This is a genomic window from Membranihabitans maritimus (genome assembly GCF_021729145.1).
Classification (GTDB): Bacteria; Bacteroidota; Bacteroidia; order Chitinophagales; family Saprospiraceae; genus Membranihabitans; species Membranihabitans maritimus.
On record NZ_JAJSLW010000005.1, the window covers coordinates 153614 to 175381 of the forward strand.

A 21768-nucleotide genomic window follows, 5' to 3' on the forward strand; every position below is an offset into this window, starting at 1 on the left:
AAAGAGTGTTGAAGACCTTACAGCATAGTTTATATATAATTGGAGATGTATTGAGAGATATGACCCAACTGGTGAAGTTGAAACTGACCATGTTGGTGGTGTTTACTTCCTCATTGGCGTTTATTATGTCCGGTGGTTGGAGCATGGGATTACATTCAATTTTTATTTTTATTTTAGGTGGTTTTTTTGTTTCCGGAGCTGCCAATTCATTGAACCAGATCCTTGAGAAGGATTTTGACAGCCAAATGAATCGTACTAAGGATCGACCATTGGCATCCGGAAGGATGGCTACTTCTTTTGCTATTTTAATGGCTGGAACCATGTGTATTAGTGGATTGATGTTATTGGCATATTTCAATACCTTAACGGCGCTTTTGGGAGCTATTTCTGTTATTTTATATGCTTTTATATATACACCGTTAAAACGGTATTCTCCTATAAGCGTATTTGTGGGTGCATTCCCGGGTGCATTACCTGTTCTGATTGGCTGTGTTGCCGTAACCGGCGAGATTACTGTATTTGCTTTGTTGTTGTTTGCCATTCAGTTTTTTTGGCAATTTCCGCATTTTTGGGCTATAGGATGGCTTTCATTTGAAGATTATAAGAAAGCCGGGTTTAAGATTGTTCCTACTGTTGATGGAAAAATTGACAGGGAAATTGGGAAACAATCAGTAATTTACACGGCGCTGATAATTCCGGCTTCTATTTTGTTTTATCAATTTGGTTTTATTGCCTTGTTAGGATTGATACTTGTATTAGCTGGAGGATTATTCTTTTTGTATAAAGCCTACTTATTTTATAAAGATCCATCAGATTTTTCAGCCAGGAAACTATTATTTGCTTCATTATATTTTTTGCCGATTATTTTTAGTGTTTTGATGTTCAACATGAATTATTAAGCAAATATGGAGAGGACAATGAGCATACATTCAACACAAAGGAATAAAATACATCCATATAAGTTTGCGCTTTATTTGAGTCTTGCGGGGCTTATTATGATGTTTGCAGCTTTGTCCAGTGCCTATATTGTCCGTCAATCCCAGGGAAATTGGTTGGAATTTCGATTACCACAATTGTTTTATGTCAGTACGGCATTCATACTAATGAGTAGTGGAAGTTTGATAATGACTAAAAAATACTTTAAGGCTCATAAGAAAAAGAAATATCAGTTTCTACTGATAGTAACATTTATTTTGGGAATCGGTTTTCTTATTACTCAATACTATTCCTGGATAGCTATGTACGAAAGTGGGATTGATTTAAAAGGAAATCCCGCAGGATCTTTTGTATATGCGCTAAGTATTTTGCATGCATTCCATGTTCTTGGAGGAATTGCGGTTTTGATTGTAGCACTTTATCATGCGTTTACATTAAAATTTGAAGTTACGGCGAAGCGAATACTTCGTTTGGAATTGACAAGTACCTACTGGCACTTTGTAGATATTTTGTGGGTATATTTATTATTATTTTTCATATTGCAAAGATAAATTTTTGAAAATGGCGACAGATACTACTATATCTGAAAAAATGAATGATACGGCAGAGATGAAAGCCGACTGGTCTGGTGGTAAACCACCCATGAAAGCCAGTTATGGTAAATTGATGATGTGGTACTTTTTATTGTCTGATGCATTCACCTTTTCCGGCTTTTTAATAGCATATGGTGCATTGAGAATGAGTGTTCCCACCTGGCCTGTTCCGGATTTTGTATTTCAAAGCTTTCCAGGTGGATTCACAGGGATGCCTTTGATCTTCGTTACGGTAATGAGTTTTGTGTTGATCGTTAGCTCGGTTACCATGGTTCGTGCAGTACAGGAAGGTAAACGGGAGAATAAGCGAGGGGTTGTATTTTGGCTACTTATGACTGCGATTGGCGGAATTGCGTTTTTGAGTTGTCAGGCTTATGAGTGGAATACATTGATAGCCCACGAAAATATGACCGTATTTGAAAATCCTTTTGGAAGTCATACTGTTGATGGAGTGTATATTAATGATGACGGATCCGAAGGCGAAACTTTCAGAGCCGGAGATTCTTATCTGGTACATAAAACACACGGAGACTGGCATTTTAGAAAATTTCGGATTACGAGTGGTGAAAATGCCGGGGAAATGGCTTATGAAACATTAGGACCGCAGGCATTCGGAGCTTTGTTTTATTGTATTACAGGATTTCACGGTTTTCACGTATTCTCCGGTGTGGTATTTTTAATTATTATTGCTGTTAATGCAGCAAGTGGATTATATGTAAAGAGGCGTAACGGATATGAAATGGTCGAGAAGATAGGGCTTTACTGGCACTTTGTAGACCTTGTTTGGGTTTTTGTATTTTTAGTATTTTACTTACTTTAAAAATTGTATTGAGAGATGGCACATCACAGTTATGAAGAAGCGAAAAAGTTAGTGTATAAAGGTCTAATCCTTCTTGCTATAATTACCTTAATTGAAGTAATTGTTTCATTGTTTGGAAAAGGACATTTAGGTTGGCATGAAGCATTTTATCTTACCTGGGTTCGTTATATTGTAGGCTTTGTAATTATTGTCCTTTCTTTGTATAAAGCGTATTATATTGTTTTCGAATTTATGCATATGGGATCAGAAACAAAATCATTGAGTAGGACAGTTTTACTACCAATGTTATTATTGATCTGGGCCATAATAGCTTTTATGTATGAAGGTAATTATTGGAATAATAGCAGGTCTTATATATTGGAACAGAATATGGAAACTTCAGAAAGAGTAGTGCCGGATTTGCCTCAGGAAGGACCGAAAGAAGAAACCCACCATATGGAAGAATCTCATTAATTGTGTTGTTTTGTATATATTAAGTTGAAAAATAAATTTGGGAATAGCGGGTTGAATATCCGCTATTCTTTTTTACTAATAGGATAAAGTGAGGAACAGGACTGGACTTGTAGTAAGTATATTTATATTATTTGTTATCCCTATTATTGGCTATTTCGTCCTTCGCCAGGGTGCTAAGGATAGAATGGAAGTTTCAGGAAGATTGAAACCTAAGGATAGTTTACAGGTAGATTTTGAGGTAATTCAGAATATAGATGATGTAGAAGAAACCGTTCGTTTTATTGATTTGGATTATATACTTAAAATCCTGGTCAAAAATTCTTCTGAATTAGAGACAGAAAAAATAAAGGATTTACTTTTTATAATTAATGATCGAAAGGATCTTGGTTTTATTATTTATGATGATGAACCAAAGGTTTACCAGGGAGATCGGATTCACTATGTGAAGCTTTCAAATTATGAAGAGAAGATTCTTAGTATGGGGGATATAATACTATTAGACGATAAAAATCGTATGGTGATGTCTTACAAGTACGGAGAGGATAGATTATACGGAAGATTATTAGAGGATATTTCTTATTTACTTCCGATGCTTGATTACCAACGGGAAAAGAAATCTGAAGAAGATGGCAATTAGCGAAAAAGATCGAAAGTTAGAGAAAAAGTTAAATGTGGCATCAATACTGGTAAGTATTGTTGTATTGCTTTTGGTCGTATTAATGAGAAGGGTTAAAATCGATGTGGGAATAGATTTTAGTTTTTTGCCACCATTTCATGCATTTCTTAATTCAGTAGCTGCCATTTTTTTAATGTTAGCATTCAGAGCCATTAAACGAAGAAAAATCGAACTTCACCAGAAATATATATACTGGGCCATAGGTTTTTCTGGTCTTTTCCTTCTGTCTTATGTAGTTTATCATTTTACTACTCCTGAAACGGCTTTTTGTAAGTATGGAACGATCCGGTATATCTATTTCTTTTTCCTGATTACTCATGTATTTTTAGCCGCAGCTATATTCCCTTTTATCCTCCTTACCTTTACCAGGGCTTATACTAATCAGTTTCAACGACACAAAAAAATGGCACGCTGGGTATTTCCTCTTTGGCTTTATGTAGCTGTTACGGGACCATTGGTTTATTTTATGCTTGCCCCTTGCTATTAACGGGTAATCTATATCCTGTACCTTTGTAATGACCGTATCGTTATGTTACATTCAATTGCCATGAAATTCCAAATTGGTCTATAACCCATCCGAAATATTCACTAAATCCGTAATTGTCTATCGGCATTGTTACGTTCCCATTTTTTGATAGTTTTGAAAATAACCTTTCTAATTCCTTAATATTTTCACATTCAATAAAATTGGAAACAGCAGGAGTAAAGTTCCAATCATGTATAGGCGGACTATCACTACACATAAATTTCTTTCCGTTTAGAGTAAATACAGCGTGCATAATGGTGCCTTCCTTGCCCTGAGCATTTCTTTCCCAACGATGAATGCCGATAATGTTGGAGTTTTCAAAAATGTTCACGTAATAGTTCATTGCTTCTTCAGCATTACCATTTTGAAATGTCAAAGATGTTATGATGGGTTCTTTCATTTTATATATAGTTTGTTTTGATTAGTCATTTATTTTTCTTCTTGAGAATTAAAGCACTTATAAGTGTAACTATGAGCCCCATTGGCAGTACTTCTGAGTAAGTAATGAGGACTACATAAATGGGATTTTCATACATTTTCCTAAACGCTTCCATTTCTTCTGTTTTCCTGGCTAATTCATTTTCAGAAGTACACTGATGTAATACGTGTTGGGTGTATTGATCGATGAAATCAGGTACAAATAGATAGTAATACAGTAACCACACTACCACATACATAGTGGATGCTACGAGAGCAATGATAAGTCCGGTCATGAAAGCTTTGACGAATGATATGGTACCAGCGAGTTCTTTGTTGCGATAATTCCTGATACCAAAGAAAATCAATGAAAATATAACCAGCATGGTGGTATAGCCCAAAAAATCGTTGCCTTTGAATTCCGGGTTTTTATACATCATGTTTACCATGACGACCATATTTATACAAAGGATGCTACCCATTATTAATCCGAAGATTAGTATATTCCTTTTCATGGTTAGTGTGTTTTGTTATGGAGTAAAACTAGTATGATTGGATAAAATCCCATTCATACTTTAGTACCAAATTTGAATTTTAGGGGTACTTTAATAAGTATGATAACATAAATATTGATGGTTGACTTATGGGCTATTACTATTAATCTGGAATCAACAAATAGATACAGGTGACAGGGAAGCGGAAGGGAATAATCAATGCACCTTTCTGAAATCGGTCCCGATAAAGCAAAGGGAGGGAAAGAAGCAGATACCAATTCTCTATCCAAGCTTGAGTATTTTGTTTGTAGAGAGTTACCACTTGATAATGCAATCTTTTACCAAACGGTTGCGCTAAATAAGGCGCTATTTATTCATCTTTTTTGTAGAAACTACCACTTTACGAGAATATTGAATCCTAAAAAATCATTGAAGTAAGGTGCTATATTTTATTTGACAATTTTAAGTTCTTTTGCCTTTACAATGGCCTGCGTACGTCTTTTTACATCCATTTTTATATACAAATTGGATACATGTGTTTTAATAGTACTAACTGATAAGAATAATTGAGTTGCTATATCTGCATTACTATATCCTTTTGCCAGTAATTGTAAAATTTCATATTCCCGATCCGAGAGATTTAGTTTATCTAATTCCGACTGGTTAATAGAAAATTTCGTTGACTGAGGAATAAAAACCTCCTTTTCAATCACGATTTTTTCAATCCTTGGTTTGTTCAACTGGGTAGCCACCCAAATACCTACCATGGTAAAAAAGAGGGCTATAAGCCCAATGTATATTTCCAGGGAATGGTCTGCAATGAGAAATTTCCACTGTAACCATTTTAATAAAAATACCAATATAGCAAGGCTACATCCATATAATAGAATACGGTGGGAGTTGAAAAGTATATTTTTGATATAGGTCATTGTACTGTTCGGCAGCGTCTATTTCTTTATGTGTATTCCTGAAGATAAACGTTAATTTATTATCCGAAGAATAATAGAGGTTTTTAATTGGTTGGTTTTCTTCTTATAAATAAAGATACTATGGCTGATGTAAAGAAACCCAACCCCAATGTACTTATGGCACTCTGAGCCATATAAGCTTTCAGGTTGAAATAATCAGCTGCTTGTCTTTCAGACATTTTTCCCAATTCCACGACATAATTAATGGCATTATCGAAATAGCTGGGAGAAATGATTTTATGAACGATCAATTGGGTAAGGGGACTGGCAATAGCTACTATAAAACTTATAATGGCACCGCAGATCATACCTTGTATCCAATTCATATACCCATTGTAATAATTGTTCCTTTTGTCAAGTAATGCAAATACGTAAATTAGGATCGCTGGAATTGCAAAAAAATTCGTGTAGATAGGATGTTTGGCAATTTGACTATCGTGCCAGCCCATTATTTTTTCAAATCCCATCCAGATGAGCGAAACCAAAATAAATATCAATGCCCATTTGATTTCAATTAAATACTTCCTCATATTCCCTATATTCTATGATTGAACCGTAAATATAAAGATATTAAAGATTTTGTAATGACTGCAAATCTTATTGAATCATTTGATATTCAGCTATAGTATAAAAAGCTTTCTAATTCAACTAATTTTATCCAAGTTTATCCGCAGACAGGAGATTTACCTGGACAATCTATTTAGTATTGTTACCAAAAAGGGGGGCCGTCCACTATTCTTATAGATCTGTTTCTGAAGTTGACATTTGGGTAGTAAAGGTAAATTCCCAGTGGTAATGTTTGTTATATCCATGGGTGAAAAGTTGTAATGAATAACTCGAATTCCCCATTAAAGGATCGGCAATCATTAATTCATTATTTGGGTCAATACCATAAATAACGACTAAATGCCACCCTACGAAATATTTCATACAGGCAGTTATGGGGCGTTGATTAATTAATTCATTCAGGATTTCTCTTTTATTCAATGGTCTATCCCATTTCTTATTTAAGTTTCCATAAAAAGTCAGTGCTTTTTCCGGATTACAAAATTGATTGTACTGTTTGCCTGCCACGAATTTTGCAAAATCTATTTGACTGGATACATTGTTCACCTTATAAAATTTAGCTATAGCGATGGATACTGCGGCCCAGCATAATCGACTTTCCTTCTGCGGTTCAATGTTGAAGTCAAGTTCAATTGTATTTATATTCATAGATAGATTGTTATACATTTCATTTTTTCCAATTTCCTGAGAACTTGTGAGAGGTTCCTTTGATGTCCATAATTTTCAAATACTGATTTAATCGTATCTATTTCTTTTATATTGCAAAGGATCTCGGTTTCAAGACGATTCAGTATTATTGGTGATTTATATCTTTTAAATGATAGGATTGAACTCTTATTTCTGATTTCTATTCCAGCTATGGCAGGATTTAATTCCAACTTGGAAGAAAGGAATAATTCCTTTCTTTCAATCTTCGATAAGGGGTATTTTTTTGTGCCAAAAATTATTTTTGATATATCATACCGTATTGCTGAAGAAATTAATTCCCTTGAATTAGAAGGAAGTTCATTACCATATTGTGAATCCGAATAAATCGAATTGTAGTGGGGCAATGTGGGTAGTAAATGACAAAGGAATTGGTACGTATACTTTTTCAATTTGTTGTATTCGATACCATAAAAGAAGGAGGGTTCAATTTTCCGGGAAACAGCGATCCCTATGCCCAGGGATCCTATGGCGATTTCAGGATGACCGCTAGCATTTTCAATTCTGCAAAAGGAAATGTCATCAGCTCCTTTGTCAATAGATGGTAAACCTATTTTGACTCTTCTGGCGACCTCTAGAAGGTTGTCATGAAGTTTCCGGGAAATGGCTTCTACTTTTTCTCCATTTGTTGAAAAGTTTTTCTTTATTATTGCCCGGGTAACCCTGGGAGCAAGGGCTTCTGGAATTTCATTGCTTAACCAGTGAATACAGGCTCTCAGCCAATAAATCAAACTAGTCTTTAGATTTTCTTTGAGCGTTTCAAGTTGTGCAAAACATATATTTGAATATAATAAATCGCTTTCTGATTTTAAATGAGTATTTACTTCAAATGCTTTACGATAATATAATTCAGCATCAGAGTAGTTTTTTACTTTTTTATACAACCTTGCGAGGTTAATGGAGTTAATATAGAAAATATGCCAATCCGTTTTTGAAGATTTTTCCAGTGCTTTTTCGATTTCTTTTTCATAGGCAAAAGCTTCGTCGATTTTTCCTAACTTAAGTTTGTTTAATGCAGAAATATTTAATAAATACAGATGAATTCTCGAAAGCCAATCTTTGGCGTAAAAGCTTCTGGCTTTTGCAAATAATTTTTCAGCTTTTTCTGGGTGGTTAATCATGACCAGCCCCCAGGCTTTACTTAAGCTTAATGAAGCTAAATATTCATCAGGTAGGGTATTTCCCGGAATTTGGGCCTTAGCAGCTGCATTGAATTGCAATAATGCTATTCGGATATTTTGGATTTGAATAAGGATTTGAGCTTTCTTTTCAGCGGAATTTACCAGAACTATTAGATTTTCAAGAATACGCAAAGCAATTCCATATCCACCTTCAGAAAACCTTTTGGCAGCTTCCAACTGTAAAAAATCAGTATCTACATTAGTGGTGTCAATTTGAAATTCAAAAGGAATAAGTAGGTGTGAATACATATTTTTAACTCTAATCCGGGAATATATAGCATCACATTCTCCTATTTTTTTATAGTGGGAGGTTGGCATGAAAACACTATGACCTGTTGATAATTTTAGGGTTGATCCCGGTATGTAATTTTGTAGAAGTATTGATAACTCTTTATCCATAATTCCCGGTATCCGAAAGTTTGTATAAGTCTTCTGTCTTTTTGTGGGTTTTGGATGTTTAAAGTGTAATTCCCAATTAGCTGGGGTAGGGACTGGTGTAGTCGTAATGATCCCAATATTACAATTGGTTTGTTTTAAACCTTTTGCAAGCAATTCTATCAGGTAAAGGTTTTCTTTTTCCCAGGAAAATCGGGAGGAGGAAGGTGCAATTATAAGCACCCATTGTATATCTTGTTGCACTAATTGAGAAAGTATTTTCTGACATCCTCGATATGCCAAGATGAAATTTTTATCTCCCGAACTTTCATTGTCGACAATCGCATTAATGGAATGGACATAATCCTGGTATTTACTTGAAATTCCTATTTCTGGTTGGAATGCTATTTCATTCCTGATGTGTAATTGGTTACAGAGTTCCTGTAATGTCCAGTGGCCTTTCCATGCCCCAATGGATAAATCAGAAAAAATACAATTTTTAGCTATATTGGTAATACCCAATTGCCGTTCTAATGTGTCCCATGATTCAAAATGAAACCCTTGCAGTACTGGCGGTTTAAAATCCCTTGGAATCGCAGGTGAGACGACGGTTTTAGTTTCCTTTACAAATGGCATTCATATAAATTGTGGAGTGGTGTAATCCGTCAATATTCAAAAATTGATCGATGACCCTGTCGTGATAACCGCCTATGTTTAATGTACCCAAATTTAGTGACGTGGCTGCCAGATTAATATTTTGAGCAACATGTCCGGCTTCAATAAGTGCAAATCGGTATCCTTTTTCTTTATATTTAAAAGTTGACCGGGCAAAAACGGCGGTAATAAAAATTAATATGGCAGTATCTTGTGCAATATGGGATTGAAAACTCACCAGGGCTTCGGAAAGATCATGATCAAAATCGCCTGCTCTTATTAATTGGATTGCATTTTCAGTGGGAGCATAGTGATACAATCCAGACTTTAGATCCTGTACTTTTTCATTGGAATAAAAATATAATTCCAAGGGATAGAGTGCACCTCCTGATGGTACTGTTCTGAAGGGGCGGTTGATATATTCATGCTCTTTGTTATCTCGAGTGATCCCATATCCACAAAATAATATCGTTTTCAATTGTTCCAAAGTAAGGACGGTAGGTTTTATTTCCTCCGGGCTTTTGCGACTCATTATCGTATCGAGTAGTGTTTTTGCAAAGGGTGCATTGGTCTCAGGTAATGGGATTTTGGAAAATTGTTTATAAGGAAAAGAGTCATATCTTTTATTCATTTCCCGGACGACTTGTTCATTAGGTAATCCTTTATCATAATGTCCCGTTTTGGAATTTTCATGAAAAATCTCCCAACTTGAAATATCAGTCTCTTTTTGCAATTCGGTTTCTTTCCAAAGTGTATGTAACATTGTACTTGTTATTTAAATGTCAATAAATTTGATTCAGGGAAAAGGATGAGGGAATGCATAATCACCGGTTTCTTTTTGAATGCCATCAAATCCCAACTTTTGTGGAATTTCCCATAGACGATTTCCTCCTAACGGCCTTTTGTGGTATCCCATAAAAAGCGGATGATAACCGGGTATAATTGCTCGGATCACTTTCATGCCCAGGCTTTGGACATCTGAAGTGGTAATATCTGTAATGAGTACCTCATACCCCGTTTGCCGTAATACCCCGACCAGATGATTCATTTCATCTGTAGGTGTAGTTTTCGAATGATCTGGTAGTTCTTCGAAATCAATCCATGAATCTGATGCATATAAAAACGCTGCGTGCTTCTGAACGTCGGGATTAACCCAAAAGTTGACATGGTGTACCTGGCCCAGGACATTATCAAACTCTTTATGGACGGATAATCGAGGCAATTCGTTTTTTATCTGATAAGCGTATCGTTCCGTGTGAGCCAATTCTTCAAGAGCTTTTTGTACAGCTTCTTCTGGAGATAATGCTACGGAAGCAGATACTACAAGGGGGAGGAAATCTGTATTTTTCCCTGTAGCTACAGCCATTATTCCCGGAATAGTGGATTCGTTTGAAATGTCCATGAGATGAATTTCGTACCCTACCTCTAAAAACCTATTAATTAAATCAATATTTCTTTTGCTAAGAGAATTCAGCCTAATTCTTTTTCTTGACAATTTTGCCTGCCATGTGATCATAAAGTTGTCCCTCTCAATTACTTCACTAATTCCTCCCACTACCGCTTCTTCATACGAACAATGACAGGATAGTCCTGATGAAATGGGTTGTACAATGGGTGTTTCCTCACCATTTTTATAAAAAAAATAAGGAACGTATACCATAGAAGCGGGAACGTATTCGGTGTTCAGGGATGTCAAATTTTGAGCCGGCATCCAGCGGACAGGTGAATTAACAGTAAATTCGTCAAAATCAAACTCTGGATTTTCATATTGTATCTTTGCATATAGGGCAAATTGATCGGGATGTACGCATGGAAAGGATGCCTTGTTGTAGGTTGATAAAGGAAAGCTGTGCTTATCATAAAGGGCAGCACAATACCTTTCGACACATTCTCCAATAGTTTTGGCCAATGCCAGTTCCCTGGAGGTAGATGCGCCTCCCCCAATAGCAAAATTTCTATAATCGCCAAATGCTTCCGTATTAGCTGCTCTTCCGTTAAATCTAAAGAACCGCGGTGAATCTATTTCCATTGGATGTTCTGAAACCCCGGTAATAATACCTGTTTTGGGATCTAATAGATAAGGTAGATTATCTGTCAATCTTCGAATGGGTGTTTGTAAATCACTCATCATAGCCCACGGTTTGTTCTATTTCAGCCCACGATTCATCAGATGTTAATTGTTGATGAATATTGACTAAAGGAATTTCTTTTAACGGACTGCATACAGGGCATCGAGGAGCTTTTAATAAATTTCGGCGTTTCATCTCACTTGATAATAGATCTATTTCCGTATACGTACTTAGTTCCCATTGAATGTTTGATTGAAACTTTATGATCTCAAATGTTCCTACCTCTGCCAGGATATTAACCATTGATTCGTGATAGGCAGTAAATTTTTGCCCTTCAAAGGCAAATTTTTCCGTCATTCTTTTTTCTGCAAAATCCGGGCTGCTGGAATTTTGCCTTAGTTTTAAGCATTCCAGGCAGGCCCCTTCGTTTTTAATCACTAATGGACCGGAATATCCTACCATATTTTGCAATAACAATGGAAAAAATGGAATGTTATTTTCTATGGCGAAAGTGTTCCATTCCTCTAGCAGGTATAAGCTTCCAAATTCCGATGTAGCAACCAAAAATCCTACTTCAGCTGAGGATTTTTTAAAATTATCCTCAGCTAAGACCTTTAGCCTTGAATCCTTCCAAAATGGATCCTGGATTTCATGATCTTCGTCAAAAAAATCTATATTACGTAAAGAAGGGGCATCGATTACTATAAAAGAACTTTTCCCTTCGCGAAATAGAGATTGTATTACTTTCTTGGTTAACTTATTAATTCCAATGAATGCCCAGGGTTTTTCATTCAATGATTTTGCAATAATATCTTGACAGGTATTAAAGTGCCAGTAAAAAATATCCTGGGAAGTTTCTTGCATATAGGCTGGCGCTTCAGCATCTGCAGGAATAATAAAATTTTTATGAATTAAATGCTCAATAAAATGTACGATTAGACTTCTTATCCTTCCGGCAAATAACCCAGACAATTCATCGATGGATTTAGGATGCTGTAATAAAGCTTTTTGAATAACTTTTATTATTGTCAATACACTTTTATCTGGAATGACCATTGTTGACAGACCTCGTTTTAACACTACCTCATTTTCCCATTCGATAATTTGAATGGGTAGAATTTTAAATTTTCCTTTCATTATTATTTTTTAGTGTAAAAATGCAGGGTAATTTTACACCCTGCATTTTGAATATGTTTTAAACATTTTTTATCACTGCGGTGGCGCAACAACAACATGCCGGCGTACAGGTACAGCAACAACCACCACCCACTACTGGGGATGTAGCACTTCCATATAAACTGCTTTTTGAAAATGCTTCCTCGATAGAGTCTAAATCTCGAACTACTAATTTCTCGGTTCGAGGAGTGTGATTCTTCCAGGCCAAAGCAAGTAGGTCTCCCTCCAATAAGTTTTTGGCCTCTTCCGTCAGGATATCAGCATCCTTTTCATCTAGTAAATCTGTAATCGGCACATTAAAATCGTCATATGCCAACAATTCATTCTTACTCATAATACTTTTCTTTTTGTGTTCAAAAAATAACCTTTTGGAGTTCTGTTTCATAGCAGGATGTCACCCTTATATGACCTTCAGGTATTTAAAAAATGATATAATAATTTAAGCACGATCTTAATTAATAAGTCTGTTGATTTTTATTTGGGTTACAAATACTATCATATGTCAGATATACAGACACATGAAGATAATTTTGATTAAAACTTTCGATTAGGGTTCTTGCGAGAATTATTCTAGAAGGGGATAGCTATTAAACTGTTGGTGAAATTTAAATAAAAAAGTTGTTTTCCCAAAACTTTATTCTTTGAAATTGAAATTATTTTGAGATTAATGTAAATTATTAGGGCTGTAGTTACTGCTCATTTTTGTAATTTTATTACTCTAATGAAAGTCCATTTCAATTAAAACTCTCTTACAATTATAAGCCTCATAAGATCCCATTTGTTTTTACTTTGATGATGAAATCTTGCTTTTTATTATACTCAAACGAAAAACGGTTCATGCTAAAGCTTTCATTCAATGAGTATCTGATAAATTCTTTAAAGGGATGTTTTATCATTATTTTTATCTTTAGGTCAATTCCAAAACTAATTGTAAAACGGCCTAACCTGCATGTATGAAATTTTTCTATACATTTTTGTTATTTTTTATTTGTGCAATTACTTCTTTTTCTCAACAATCATTTCCATTGGATGAGAGTGTTGAAGTAGAATTTCCTTTGTTTATTATGGAAGGGGTCCCTTTTGATATTCTTGTTAGGACAGATAATGCTTCCGTCCAAGAATTAAACGTTGAGGTAAGTGGTGTATCGAAAGATGTTGAAATGGAGGGAGGTAAAGGATCGGTGACTTATACTGTTAACACCCAGGAATCCATCGAAGTAGCTGTTAATGGGAGTACTGTTGTTTTTGAAGCGGAACCAATCCCTTTATGGTGGTCTATTATACCCCCTCTTTTAGCTATTGCTTTGGCATTGATTTTTCGTGAAGTTGTCTCTTCATTGTTTTTGGGGGTTTTTTTCGGAGCCTCTATATTATATTTTTATTCCGAAGGTCTTTGGGGATTAGTAATGGGATTTATGCGAACAATTGATCATTATATAGTTGCCGCATTGTCTGATAGTGGTCATGTTTCAATAATTATCTTTTCAATGTTAATTGGGGCAATGGTGGCCATTATTTCCAAGAATGGCGGGATGCAGGGGGTGGTTGATAAAATTGCAAAATATGCACAGTCACCCAAAAGCGGTCAATTGGCCACCTGGATATTAGGAATTGCTATATTTTTTGATGATTATGCGAATACCCTTGTCGTGGGAAATACGATGCGGCCTGTAACCGACCGTTTGAAAGTTTCGCGTGAAAAGCTGGCTTATATTGTTGATTCTACTGCTGCCCCTATAGCAGCTATAGCTTTTGTCACTACCTGGATAGGGGCGGAATTGGGATATATCGAAAGCGGTATTGAATCGTTAGCAACATTAAATGAAGGTGTTTATGCTACCTTTTTCAACTCTCTACAATATTCATTTTATCCAATTTTTACCCTGGGATTTGTATTGATGATTATTATGACAAATAAAGATTTTAGTGCCATGCACCGTGCTGAAGTCAGAGCCAGAACTACGGGGGTTGTATCATCCACCCGTTCCAAAACGTATGAAGATCAAGACGACTTGTCAGAATTTACAAAAGTCGAGGGGGCGAAGGCCCGGTGGTACAATGCGGTAGTACCGGTTTTAGTTGTTATATTAGGAACAATGATTAGTTTAATCTACACTGGATGGAATCCTGAAATATGGCATGATTCTACAATTACATTTGGTATGAAATTATCAGGGATTATTGGGAATGCAGATTCTTACCTTGCCCTTTTATGGTCTTCAATGTTGGGTGTATTAGTAGCCGGATTTATGACCATTTTTCAAAGAATTATGTCCCTTGAAAAGGTCATTAATGCAGCTACCGGAGGATTTAAAACGATGTTATCTGCAATTATTATATTGACTTTGGCCTGGAGTCTTGCTGAAGTTACTAAAGACCTACATACAGCCCATTTTTTGTCTCAGATTTTATCTGATAATTTTCCAGCCTGGAGTATTCCAGTGATGACATTTGTATTGGCGGCTTTAGTTGCCTTTTCAACGGGATCATCATGGGGAACAATGGCTATTTTGTATCCCTTAATATTACCGGCGGCATGGCTCATATGTGAGGAATCCGGTATGGGATATAATTCTTCGCTCGATATATTTCATAATGTGGTGGCTTCAGTGTTGGCAGGGAGTGTATTAGGGGACCATTGCTCACCTATTTCTGATACCACTATTCTTAGTTCATTGGCATCATCCTGTAATCATATAGATCACGTAAAGACGCAGTTACCCTATGCACTATGTGTGGGTGCCGTTGCCATTTTTATTGGGATTCTGCCGGCAGCCTTAGGAATTTCTTCCTGGATATTATTTCCAGTTGGGTTCTTGTGTTTGTATTTAATAATAAGGTATTTCGGGAAGGTGATTCCTGCTGTTTAAAAATTTGTTTAATGAAAATTATATTCGATGATCAAGTCACATTTCCTTTGCTTTATTCTTTTAATTGGTATATCCAATAAACTTTTTTGTTATAGTATAGACTCTGTGTTCAGCAGCCCTGTTAGAGGACTTTGTATTAAAGCACCAAATCATGATGAAATAAATAATTTCGTAGAATTTATTTCTCAGGAATTAGCCCCCAGGAGTATTAATACCTTAATCTTGAGAATTGATTACAGTTACGAATTTAAAAGTCGGCCTGAACTTGTTGATGAGGGGGCTTTATCTGAATCCGATGTAAATAAAATCGTGACAGTTTGTAAAGAAAATGATATTAATTTGATCCCTCAAATTAATTTATTTGGCCATCAGTCCTGGGCCGGAAGTCTGGGAAAACTGCTAGAAGTCTATCCCCAATTTGACGAAACACCGGATGTCGAATTACCTGATGATTATGAGTGGCCGAATGAAGATGGTTTGTATTGCAAAAGTTATTGTCCGCTACATCCCGAAGTTCACGATGTTGTATTTGATCTTGTTGATGAAATTTGTGAAGCTTTTGAATCTGATGCATTTCACGCTGGTATGGACGAGGTTTTTTATATTTCTGAAGAACAATGCACTCGTTGTAATGGAACCGATCCAGCTGAAATTTATGCAGCTGAAATCACAAAAATTAGAAATCACTTAAAGCTGAAAAAGAGAAGGTTATGGATTTGGGGGGATCGTTTGATTGATGGTAAAATTACAGGGCTTGGGGAATGGGAAGCCAGTATGAACAATACGGCTCGTGCAATAGACATGATACCCAAAGATGTTGTTATTTGTGATTGGCATTATAACAAACCTGTATCAACCCCTGTGTATTTTTCAATGAAAGGGTTTAATGTGATTAGTTGTCCGTGGAAAAAAAGTAGTGTCGGTATCGGACAACAAGAAGATATGGACCATTTTAGGGCCAATGCTACATTAGAAATGAAATCTCGCTATGCGGGTGTAATGCAGACCGTATGGACCAGTGCTTCAAAATTTATTGAAGGATTAAAAAGTATTAATCCGAATACTTCTGATTTGGAAGCGGAAAACTCCTGGACGTGTTTTTATAATTTATTTCCCAACAAGAAGGACTAATCCTAAAGGTGGACCGATTTTCTTGAAGGTGGGATTGAATAGTTTGATTAGTATTCAGCGTAGTAACTTCATAGTACCCATTCTCAATCCTGGATTGATAAGCAGATCTATTTCGTTCTATTCTTTTGTTTTATCCCGATAAAGCTTCGGAAAGGGGTCTTTTATAATCCAATTCCACTACGTCGGGCCTGTAACTATCTGTCGAGTTTAGGTTTAATTACTATTCTAAAACGTTTTCTATATGGATGGGTGTAAAAGCGATAAATGCTCTTCTATGATTTGTATTGATATTGACTATTTGAATTATCAAGGGGCTAGTGTGTATATTGATTTATACAGATCTTTTCGAAATCGTTTACGTAAAATTGTAATTTTCTTTTGAAATAATTTAAAAAATTCAATAGTTGCAGTATATTAGCTCACCAATTAAAATTATATCGATTGGATTTATAAGTTGTTTTAAATTTGAATATTGAGAAATATGCAATGTTTATTAATAGATTTGAAGGTGTTGTGGAGAAGGAATAATTTCATATAATAATTTACGGGTTTATATTTTTTGTGCAGGTATTGAAACGTTTACCTTAATTGATGCTGTATTATTTTATTTTGAAGGGCATTAATTTTTAGTTGTTAGCCAAATTCAAATGGAATTACATGTGAAAATTGAATTTTTTGAATATAATATTTAAAGATGGTAGGAAAGAGTACGTTAAATCGAAGGAAATTCTTAAGGAATACTACATTAGTAGCCACAGGGAGTATCATGGTTCCCAATATAGTTCCGGCTTCAGTAATAGGTAAAAATCCCCCTAGTGACAAGATCCAAATTGCACAAATTGGATTTGGGAGAATAGCACGAAGTCATGATTTGCCAGAGACTATGAAAAATGATATAGCCCGTGTTGTTGCAGTTTGCGATGTTGATACTCACAGAATGAATGATGGTAAAAAATATATCGAAGGATATTACAAAGAGAAAATGGGGGATAGTGGTTATATGGATGTCCGGACATATCAGGATTATCGTGAAATGTTAGAGGACAAATCCATAGATGCCGTAATAATTAGTACTCCGGATCACTGGCACGCACAACCTACTATCGATTCTGCACTCGCAGGAAAAGATATTTACTTACAGAAACCTGCCTCATTAACTATAGAAGAAGGCCGTCAGATGAGTGATATTGTCCATCGGACAGGTACAGTCTTTCAAATCGGAAGTCAGCAAAGATCAGTAAATCCCTGGCCTCAGTTTAAAAAAGCTTGTGAATTGGTTCGCAACGGAAGAATCGGAGAATTAAAACATATTCAGGTAGGTTTGCCAGGTGATCCTGGTGGAGATGAAGAACCCGAAATGCCGATTCCCACCAACCTGGATTATGATATGTGGCTTGGTTCTACTCCCTGGAAATATTATACTGAAAAAAGAGTTCATCCGCATGAAGGATATTCACGTCCTGGCTGGCTCAGATGTGAACAATTCGGAGCAGGTATGATTACGGGGTGGGGAGCCCATCATATTGATACTGCCCATTGGGGAATGGGAACTGAATTTACGGGTCCTGTTGAAATCGAAGGCACTGCTGAGTTCCCAAAATCAGGTTTATGGAGTGTTCACGGTCCTTTCCACATTAAGTCCAAATACGCCAATGGTGTTACAATGGAAGTAAGTGGTGATTTTCCCAATGGTGTTCGTTTTGAAGGAAGTGATGGTTGGATCTTTGTTACGCGAGGAAATGTAGGGGTTACAGCTTCAGATCCTACTTCTGCAAATTCCGAAAAATCTCCATTCAAAGCTAGTGATCCCAAGATATTGACTTCAGTAATTGGCCCTGATGAAATTCATTTATATGAAAGTCCTGAGCAGCACAAAAACTGGTTGGATTGTATTAAGTCCAGAGAATTGACAGTAGCACCTGCGGAGGTAGCACATCGATCTTGTTCTGCTTGTCTGGTGTATCATACGGCTATGAAGATCCCGAGGAAATTATATTGGGATCCTGTTATGGAACGCTTTAAGAATGACGATGAGGCAAATGCTATGTTATCTAGGCGTCAACGTTATCCGTGGGGCACTAATTATTCTTTGGGAAAATAAGGACTTTTGAATATAGGTATCTTGCCGGGGATTTAATTTCATATCCTTAGATTGATTCATTAATTTTATCACATTAATAAAATTAAAATATTTGAAGTGAATAAATTTGGATTTCTATTTTTTGCCGTAGCAGTTTTAGTTGGAAGTTGTACGGAAAATTCCGAAAAAAACGAAGAAAAAAATTATGATGTGGAGATTATGACACTAGATCCAGGGCACTTTCATGCCTCATTGGTCCAAAAAGATATGTATGATCAGGTAAGTCCCGAAGTGTATGTCTATGCACCAGAGGGTCCTGAAGTGAAAATGCACCTGGATTTGATTGATCAATTTAACAATCGAAATGACAGTCCGACTTCCTGGACGGAAAATGTGTATACGGGCGATGATTTTTTTGAAAAAATGCTTGCGGATAAACCTGGTAATGTCATGGTAGTGGCGGGCAATAACAAGAAGAAAACTGAATATATTCTGGATGCCGTGAAAAATGATATTCACGTGTATGCCGATAAGCCAATGGTTATTAATCCCCAGGATTATGAGTTACTTAAAGAAGCTATGGAAATAGCAGATGAGAAAGGATTGTTGGTTTATGATATAATGACCGAGCGCTTTGAGGTCACTACAATGTTGCAAAAACGTCTTTCTAAATACCCTGAAATTTTTGGGGAATTTGAAGAAGGAAGTGTCGAAAATCCGGCTATTACCAAGGAGAGTGTACACCATTTTTCTAAAGAAGTGAATGGTAAACCTTTAATTCGGCCGGCCTGGTTTTTTGATGTGGAGCAACAAGGTGCTGGAATCGTTGATGTGGCTACTCATTTAGTAGATTTGATATTATGGTCACGACATTCTGGAGAAGTAGTTACTATTGACCAGGTGGAAGTAAAGGATGCTGAACAATGGAGCACTGAACTTACACCCTCCCAATTTGAAAAAGTAACGGGTCTCAAGGAGTATCCTGATTATTTGAATAAGGATATAATAAAAGATTCCGTTTTGAATGTTTATTCTAATGGAGCCTTTGTATTTACAGTAAATGGAGTGCATGGAAAGGCCTCGGTTATTTGGAATTTTGAAGCGCCTGCTGGATCCAAGGATACGCATTTTTCTATAATGCGTGGCACCAAAGCCAACCTGGTAATTAGACAAAATAAGGAAACTGATTTTCAAACAATTTTGTTCATCGAGCCTGTTAATGATGCTGCTAAAGCTGAGATCGAAAGTAAACTTGATCAGATCATTCCGGAAGTGGAAAAGGACTTTTCTGGAATTTCGTATAAAAAAGTAGAAAATGGCTGGGAGGTAGTGATTCCATCAGAATTGAAAGTAGGTCATGAGGCTCATTTTGCCCAGGTTACAAGAAAGTTTTTGGAATATATGGAGAATGGAGAAGTGCCTGAATGGGAAAAACAGTTTATGCTGACTAAATATTATCTCACTACCAGGGCGTATGAAATGAGCAGGTCTAAATAGTTATCGATTATTAAAATATGTTTGATGGGATCAGGTAAAAGCTTAATTGTTGTAATATTTTTATTGAATATTTTTGTTGTGAATTTTTCAATAGCTCAAACAAAACATGCCTTTCAATTTGATGTAAATGTAACAGATCGAATGAAAGACATTAATGTTATCGTGAAAAAAAATATTGATAACTTTTACCTAAACCTTGAAGATACATCCCAAATATTCAACTTGTTTGAATTGGTAAATGGAAATAAGATTAGTGTGCCCAGTCAAATTTCTTTGGGTACTTCGAATTTTATTTACTGGCGGATGGATTCGTCAACTTCATCCGGCAATGTTAGGTCCTTTTATCTGGAAAAGGTTGACAAGAAGACAGTTGAAACTGAAAGAAAGGTTCAATTTACGGATAATGGTAAAGAATTGCTTTTTTCTGTAGCTGGTTCACCTGTATTCAATTACAGGTATGCCACCATGCCAGTGCCGGATAATGTTGATCAAATTTATACAAGAAGTGGTTTTGTCCATCCATTGAAAACTCCATCTGGAAACATAGTTTCCCGTATTCAACCGCCGGACCATTATCATCATTATGGGTTATGGAATCCGTGGACCCATACTGAATATAGAGGAGAAGAAATTGATTTCTGGAATTTAAATAAAGGTCAGGGCACTGTACGCTTTTCTGATATCATCAATATTGCCCATGGTGATTTATTTGGAGAATTGACAGTATCTCATGATCATATTATTCATCCGGGTAGAGGAGAACAGGTTGTTCTTAAAGAAGAAATCAATTACAAATTATGGGCGGCTGATCCACAAGGAGAGTATTGGATATTAGATGTTGTTTCCAAATATAATTGTACAACAAAATATCCCCTAACAATAAAAGAATATAGATATCAGGGGTTTTCGCTGAGAGGGCCGGAGCACTGGCATGACAGTAATGTAAAAGTACTTACTTCAGATGGAAAAGATAAAAGTACAGGGAATGCTACCCGGGCTCAATGGATCCAAGTTACTGGTCCGGGTAATGAAAGGGGGGAAAGTGGTGTCGTAATGATGACTCATCCCTCCAATTTTAACCATCCTGAATTGTTGAGGATATGGCCTACAGGAGCTAATAACGGAAAGGAAAATGTATTTATAAACTTCAATCCTGCGCAAGACCGTGACTGGGTAATGAAGCCTGGAAATACCTACACTATGAAATATCGTACCATTATATCTGATCGAAAATTTTCAGATTCTGAATTAGACCAATTGTTGGATAATTTTGTAAGTAGCCCGGAAGTAATCCAATCCCACCCATAGGAATATTTATCTAGTCATCAATAGGGGAGAAGCAAGGATGAAATTGTGCTATTGCTTTGCTCATATCCTACAACACGTTACGTAGGTAGCGCTGCAAGGAGTTGTCGGTGAAATTAGGATATGGGTTTGTATTTTCCATTCATATTTTTGACAAAAGATATATTCGTAATGTACAGTTACCTGTGGCGGAAAATATACACCATTGTATCATCCTTTTAGTGATGCTTTATGAATGTTTCTTGATCATAGGGATCCTTAATGTATAATTGATT

Annotated in this window: 21 protein-coding genes; 11 read left to right on the forward strand and 10 right to left on the reverse strand. The window is 36.1% G+C overall.

Annotated features, from left to right (window positions below; all coding sequences use genetic code 11):
- Positions 1-5: 5 nt before the first annotated feature.
- From cyoE to LVD47_RS07515, 6 genes are all read left to right on the forward strand, one after another.
- Positions 6-899 (forward strand): heme o synthase, encoded by an 894-nt coding sequence (gene cyoE, locus LVD47_RS07490; RefSeq protein WP_236974971.1) that lies wholly within the window; start codon positions 6-8, stop codon positions 897-899.
- Positions 900-917: 18 nt separating this feature from the next.
- Positions 918-1487 (forward strand): cytochrome c oxidase subunit 3, encoded by a 570-nt coding sequence (locus tag LVD47_RS07495; protein ID WP_236974973.1) that lies wholly within the window; start codon positions 918-920, stop codon positions 1485-1487.
- 10 nt (positions 1488-1497) lie between these two features.
- Positions 1498-2349 carry a cytochrome c oxidase subunit 3 gene (locus LVD47_RS07500; protein ID WP_236974975.1) on the forward strand — a complete coding sequence of 284 codons (852 nt, stop codon included), beginning with the start codon at positions 1498-1500 and terminating at the stop codon, positions 2347-2349.
- A gap of 15 nt (positions 2350-2364) precedes the next feature.
- Positions 2365-2802 (forward strand): cytochrome C oxidase subunit IV family protein, encoded by a 438-nt coding sequence (locus LVD47_RS07505; protein ID WP_236974977.1) that lies wholly within the window; start codon positions 2365-2367, stop codon positions 2800-2802.
- Positions 2803-2890: 88 nt separating this feature from the next.
- Complete coding sequence (locus tag LVD47_RS07510) at positions 2891-3439, forward strand: hypothetical protein (RefSeq protein ID WP_236974979.1); 549 nt, start codon at positions 2891-2893, stop codon at positions 3437-3439.
- Positions 3429-3965, forward strand: a complete 537-nt coding sequence (locus LVD47_RS07515) for a DUF420 domain-containing protein (RefSeq protein WP_236974981.1) — start codon at positions 3429-3431, stop codon at positions 3963-3965. Before LVD47_RS07510 ends, LVD47_RS07515 begins: the two co-directional genes overlap by 11 nt.
- Before the next feature lie 40 nt (positions 3966-4005).
- Here LVD47_RS07515 and LVD47_RS07520 read toward each other — a convergent pair whose 3' ends face one another.
- From LVD47_RS07520 to LVD47_RS07565, 10 genes are all read right to left on the reverse strand, one after another.
- Positions 4006-4404 (reverse strand): VOC family protein, encoded by a 399-nt coding sequence (locus LVD47_RS07520; protein ID WP_236974982.1) that lies wholly within the window; start codon positions 4402-4404, stop codon positions 4006-4008.
- 25 nt (positions 4405-4429) lie between these two features.
- Positions 4430-4936 carry a DUF4199 domain-containing protein gene (locus LVD47_RS07525; RefSeq protein WP_236974984.1) on the reverse strand — a complete coding sequence of 169 codons (507 nt, stop codon included), beginning with the start codon at positions 4934-4936 and terminating at the stop codon, positions 4430-4432.
- Positions 4937-5364: 428 nt separating this feature from the next.
- Positions 5365-5844 (reverse strand): helix-turn-helix transcriptional regulator, encoded by a 480-nt coding sequence (locus tag LVD47_RS07530; RefSeq protein WP_236974986.1) that lies wholly within the window; start codon positions 5842-5844, stop codon positions 5365-5367.
- An 83-nt stretch (positions 5845-5927) separates the two neighbouring features.
- Positions 5928-6413, reverse strand: a complete 486-nt coding sequence (locus LVD47_RS07535) for a DUF4199 domain-containing protein (protein WP_236974989.1) — start codon at positions 6411-6413, stop codon at positions 5928-5930.
- A gap of 208 nt (positions 6414-6621) precedes the next feature.
- Positions 6622-7098: a papain-like cysteine protease family protein gene (locus LVD47_RS07540; protein ID WP_236974991.1), complete on the reverse strand. Its 477-nt coding sequence runs from the start codon at positions 7096-7098 to the stop codon at positions 6622-6624.
- Entirely contained in the window at positions 7095-9347 is a 2253-nt protein-coding gene (locus LVD47_RS07545) for a tetratricopeptide repeat protein (protein WP_236974993.1), read from the reverse strand. Before LVD47_RS07545 ends, LVD47_RS07540 begins: the two co-directional genes overlap by 4 nt.
- Positions 9325-10128: a SagB/ThcOx family dehydrogenase gene (locus tag LVD47_RS07550; RefSeq protein WP_236974994.1), complete on the reverse strand. Its 804-nt coding sequence runs from the start codon at positions 10126-10128 to the stop codon at positions 9325-9327. Before LVD47_RS07550 ends, LVD47_RS07545 begins: the two co-directional genes overlap by 23 nt.
- Before the next feature lie 33 nt (positions 10129-10161).
- A complete protein-coding gene (locus LVD47_RS07555; protein ID WP_236974996.1) occupies positions 10162-11496 on the reverse strand; it encodes a YcaO-like family protein in 1335 nt (444 codons plus the stop codon).
- Positions 11486-12571, reverse strand: coding sequence for a hypothetical protein (locus LVD47_RS07560; protein WP_236974998.1), 1086 nt, complete (start codon positions 12569-12571; stop codon positions 11486-11488). Before LVD47_RS07560 ends, LVD47_RS07555 begins: the two co-directional genes overlap by 11 nt.
- Positions 12572-12629: 58 nt before the next feature.
- Positions 12630-12944 (reverse strand): hypothetical protein, encoded by a 315-nt coding sequence (locus LVD47_RS07565; protein WP_236975000.1) that lies wholly within the window; start codon positions 12942-12944, stop codon positions 12630-12632.
- 619 nt (positions 12945-13563) lie between these two features.
- Here LVD47_RS07565 and LVD47_RS07570 point away from each other — a divergent pair.
- The 5 genes from LVD47_RS07570 to LVD47_RS07590 all read left to right on the forward strand — a co-directional run bounded on the left by LVD47_RS07570 (position 13564) and on the right by LVD47_RS07590 (position 21496).
- Entirely contained in the window at positions 13564-15480 is a 1917-nt protein-coding gene (locus LVD47_RS07570; RefSeq protein WP_236975002.1) for a Na+/H+ antiporter NhaC family protein, read from the forward strand.
- A 27-nt stretch (positions 15481-15507) separates the two neighbouring features.
- Positions 15508-16611, forward strand: a complete 1104-nt coding sequence (locus LVD47_RS07575) for a family 20 glycosylhydrolase (protein WP_236975004.1) — start codon at positions 15508-15510, stop codon at positions 16609-16611.
- Between the two features lie 694 nt (positions 16612-17305).
- On the forward strand, positions 17306-18712 hold the full coding sequence (locus tag LVD47_RS07580; protein WP_236975006.1) for a Gfo/Idh/MocA family protein: 1407 nt from the start codon (positions 17306-17308) through the stop codon (positions 18710-18712).
- Between the two features lie 96 nt (positions 18713-18808).
- Entirely contained in the window at positions 18809-20188 is a 1380-nt protein-coding gene (locus tag LVD47_RS07585; RefSeq protein WP_236975008.1) for a putative oxidoreductase C-terminal domain-containing protein, read from the forward strand.
- Between the two features lie 24 nt (positions 20189-20212).
- The gene (locus tag LVD47_RS07590) at positions 20213-21496 is read left to right on the forward strand and encodes a DUF6807 domain-containing protein (RefSeq protein WP_236975010.1); all 1284 of its coding nucleotides are present in this window, start codon (positions 20213-20215) and stop codon (positions 21494-21496) included.
- Positions 21497-21768 lie beyond the last annotated feature (272 nt).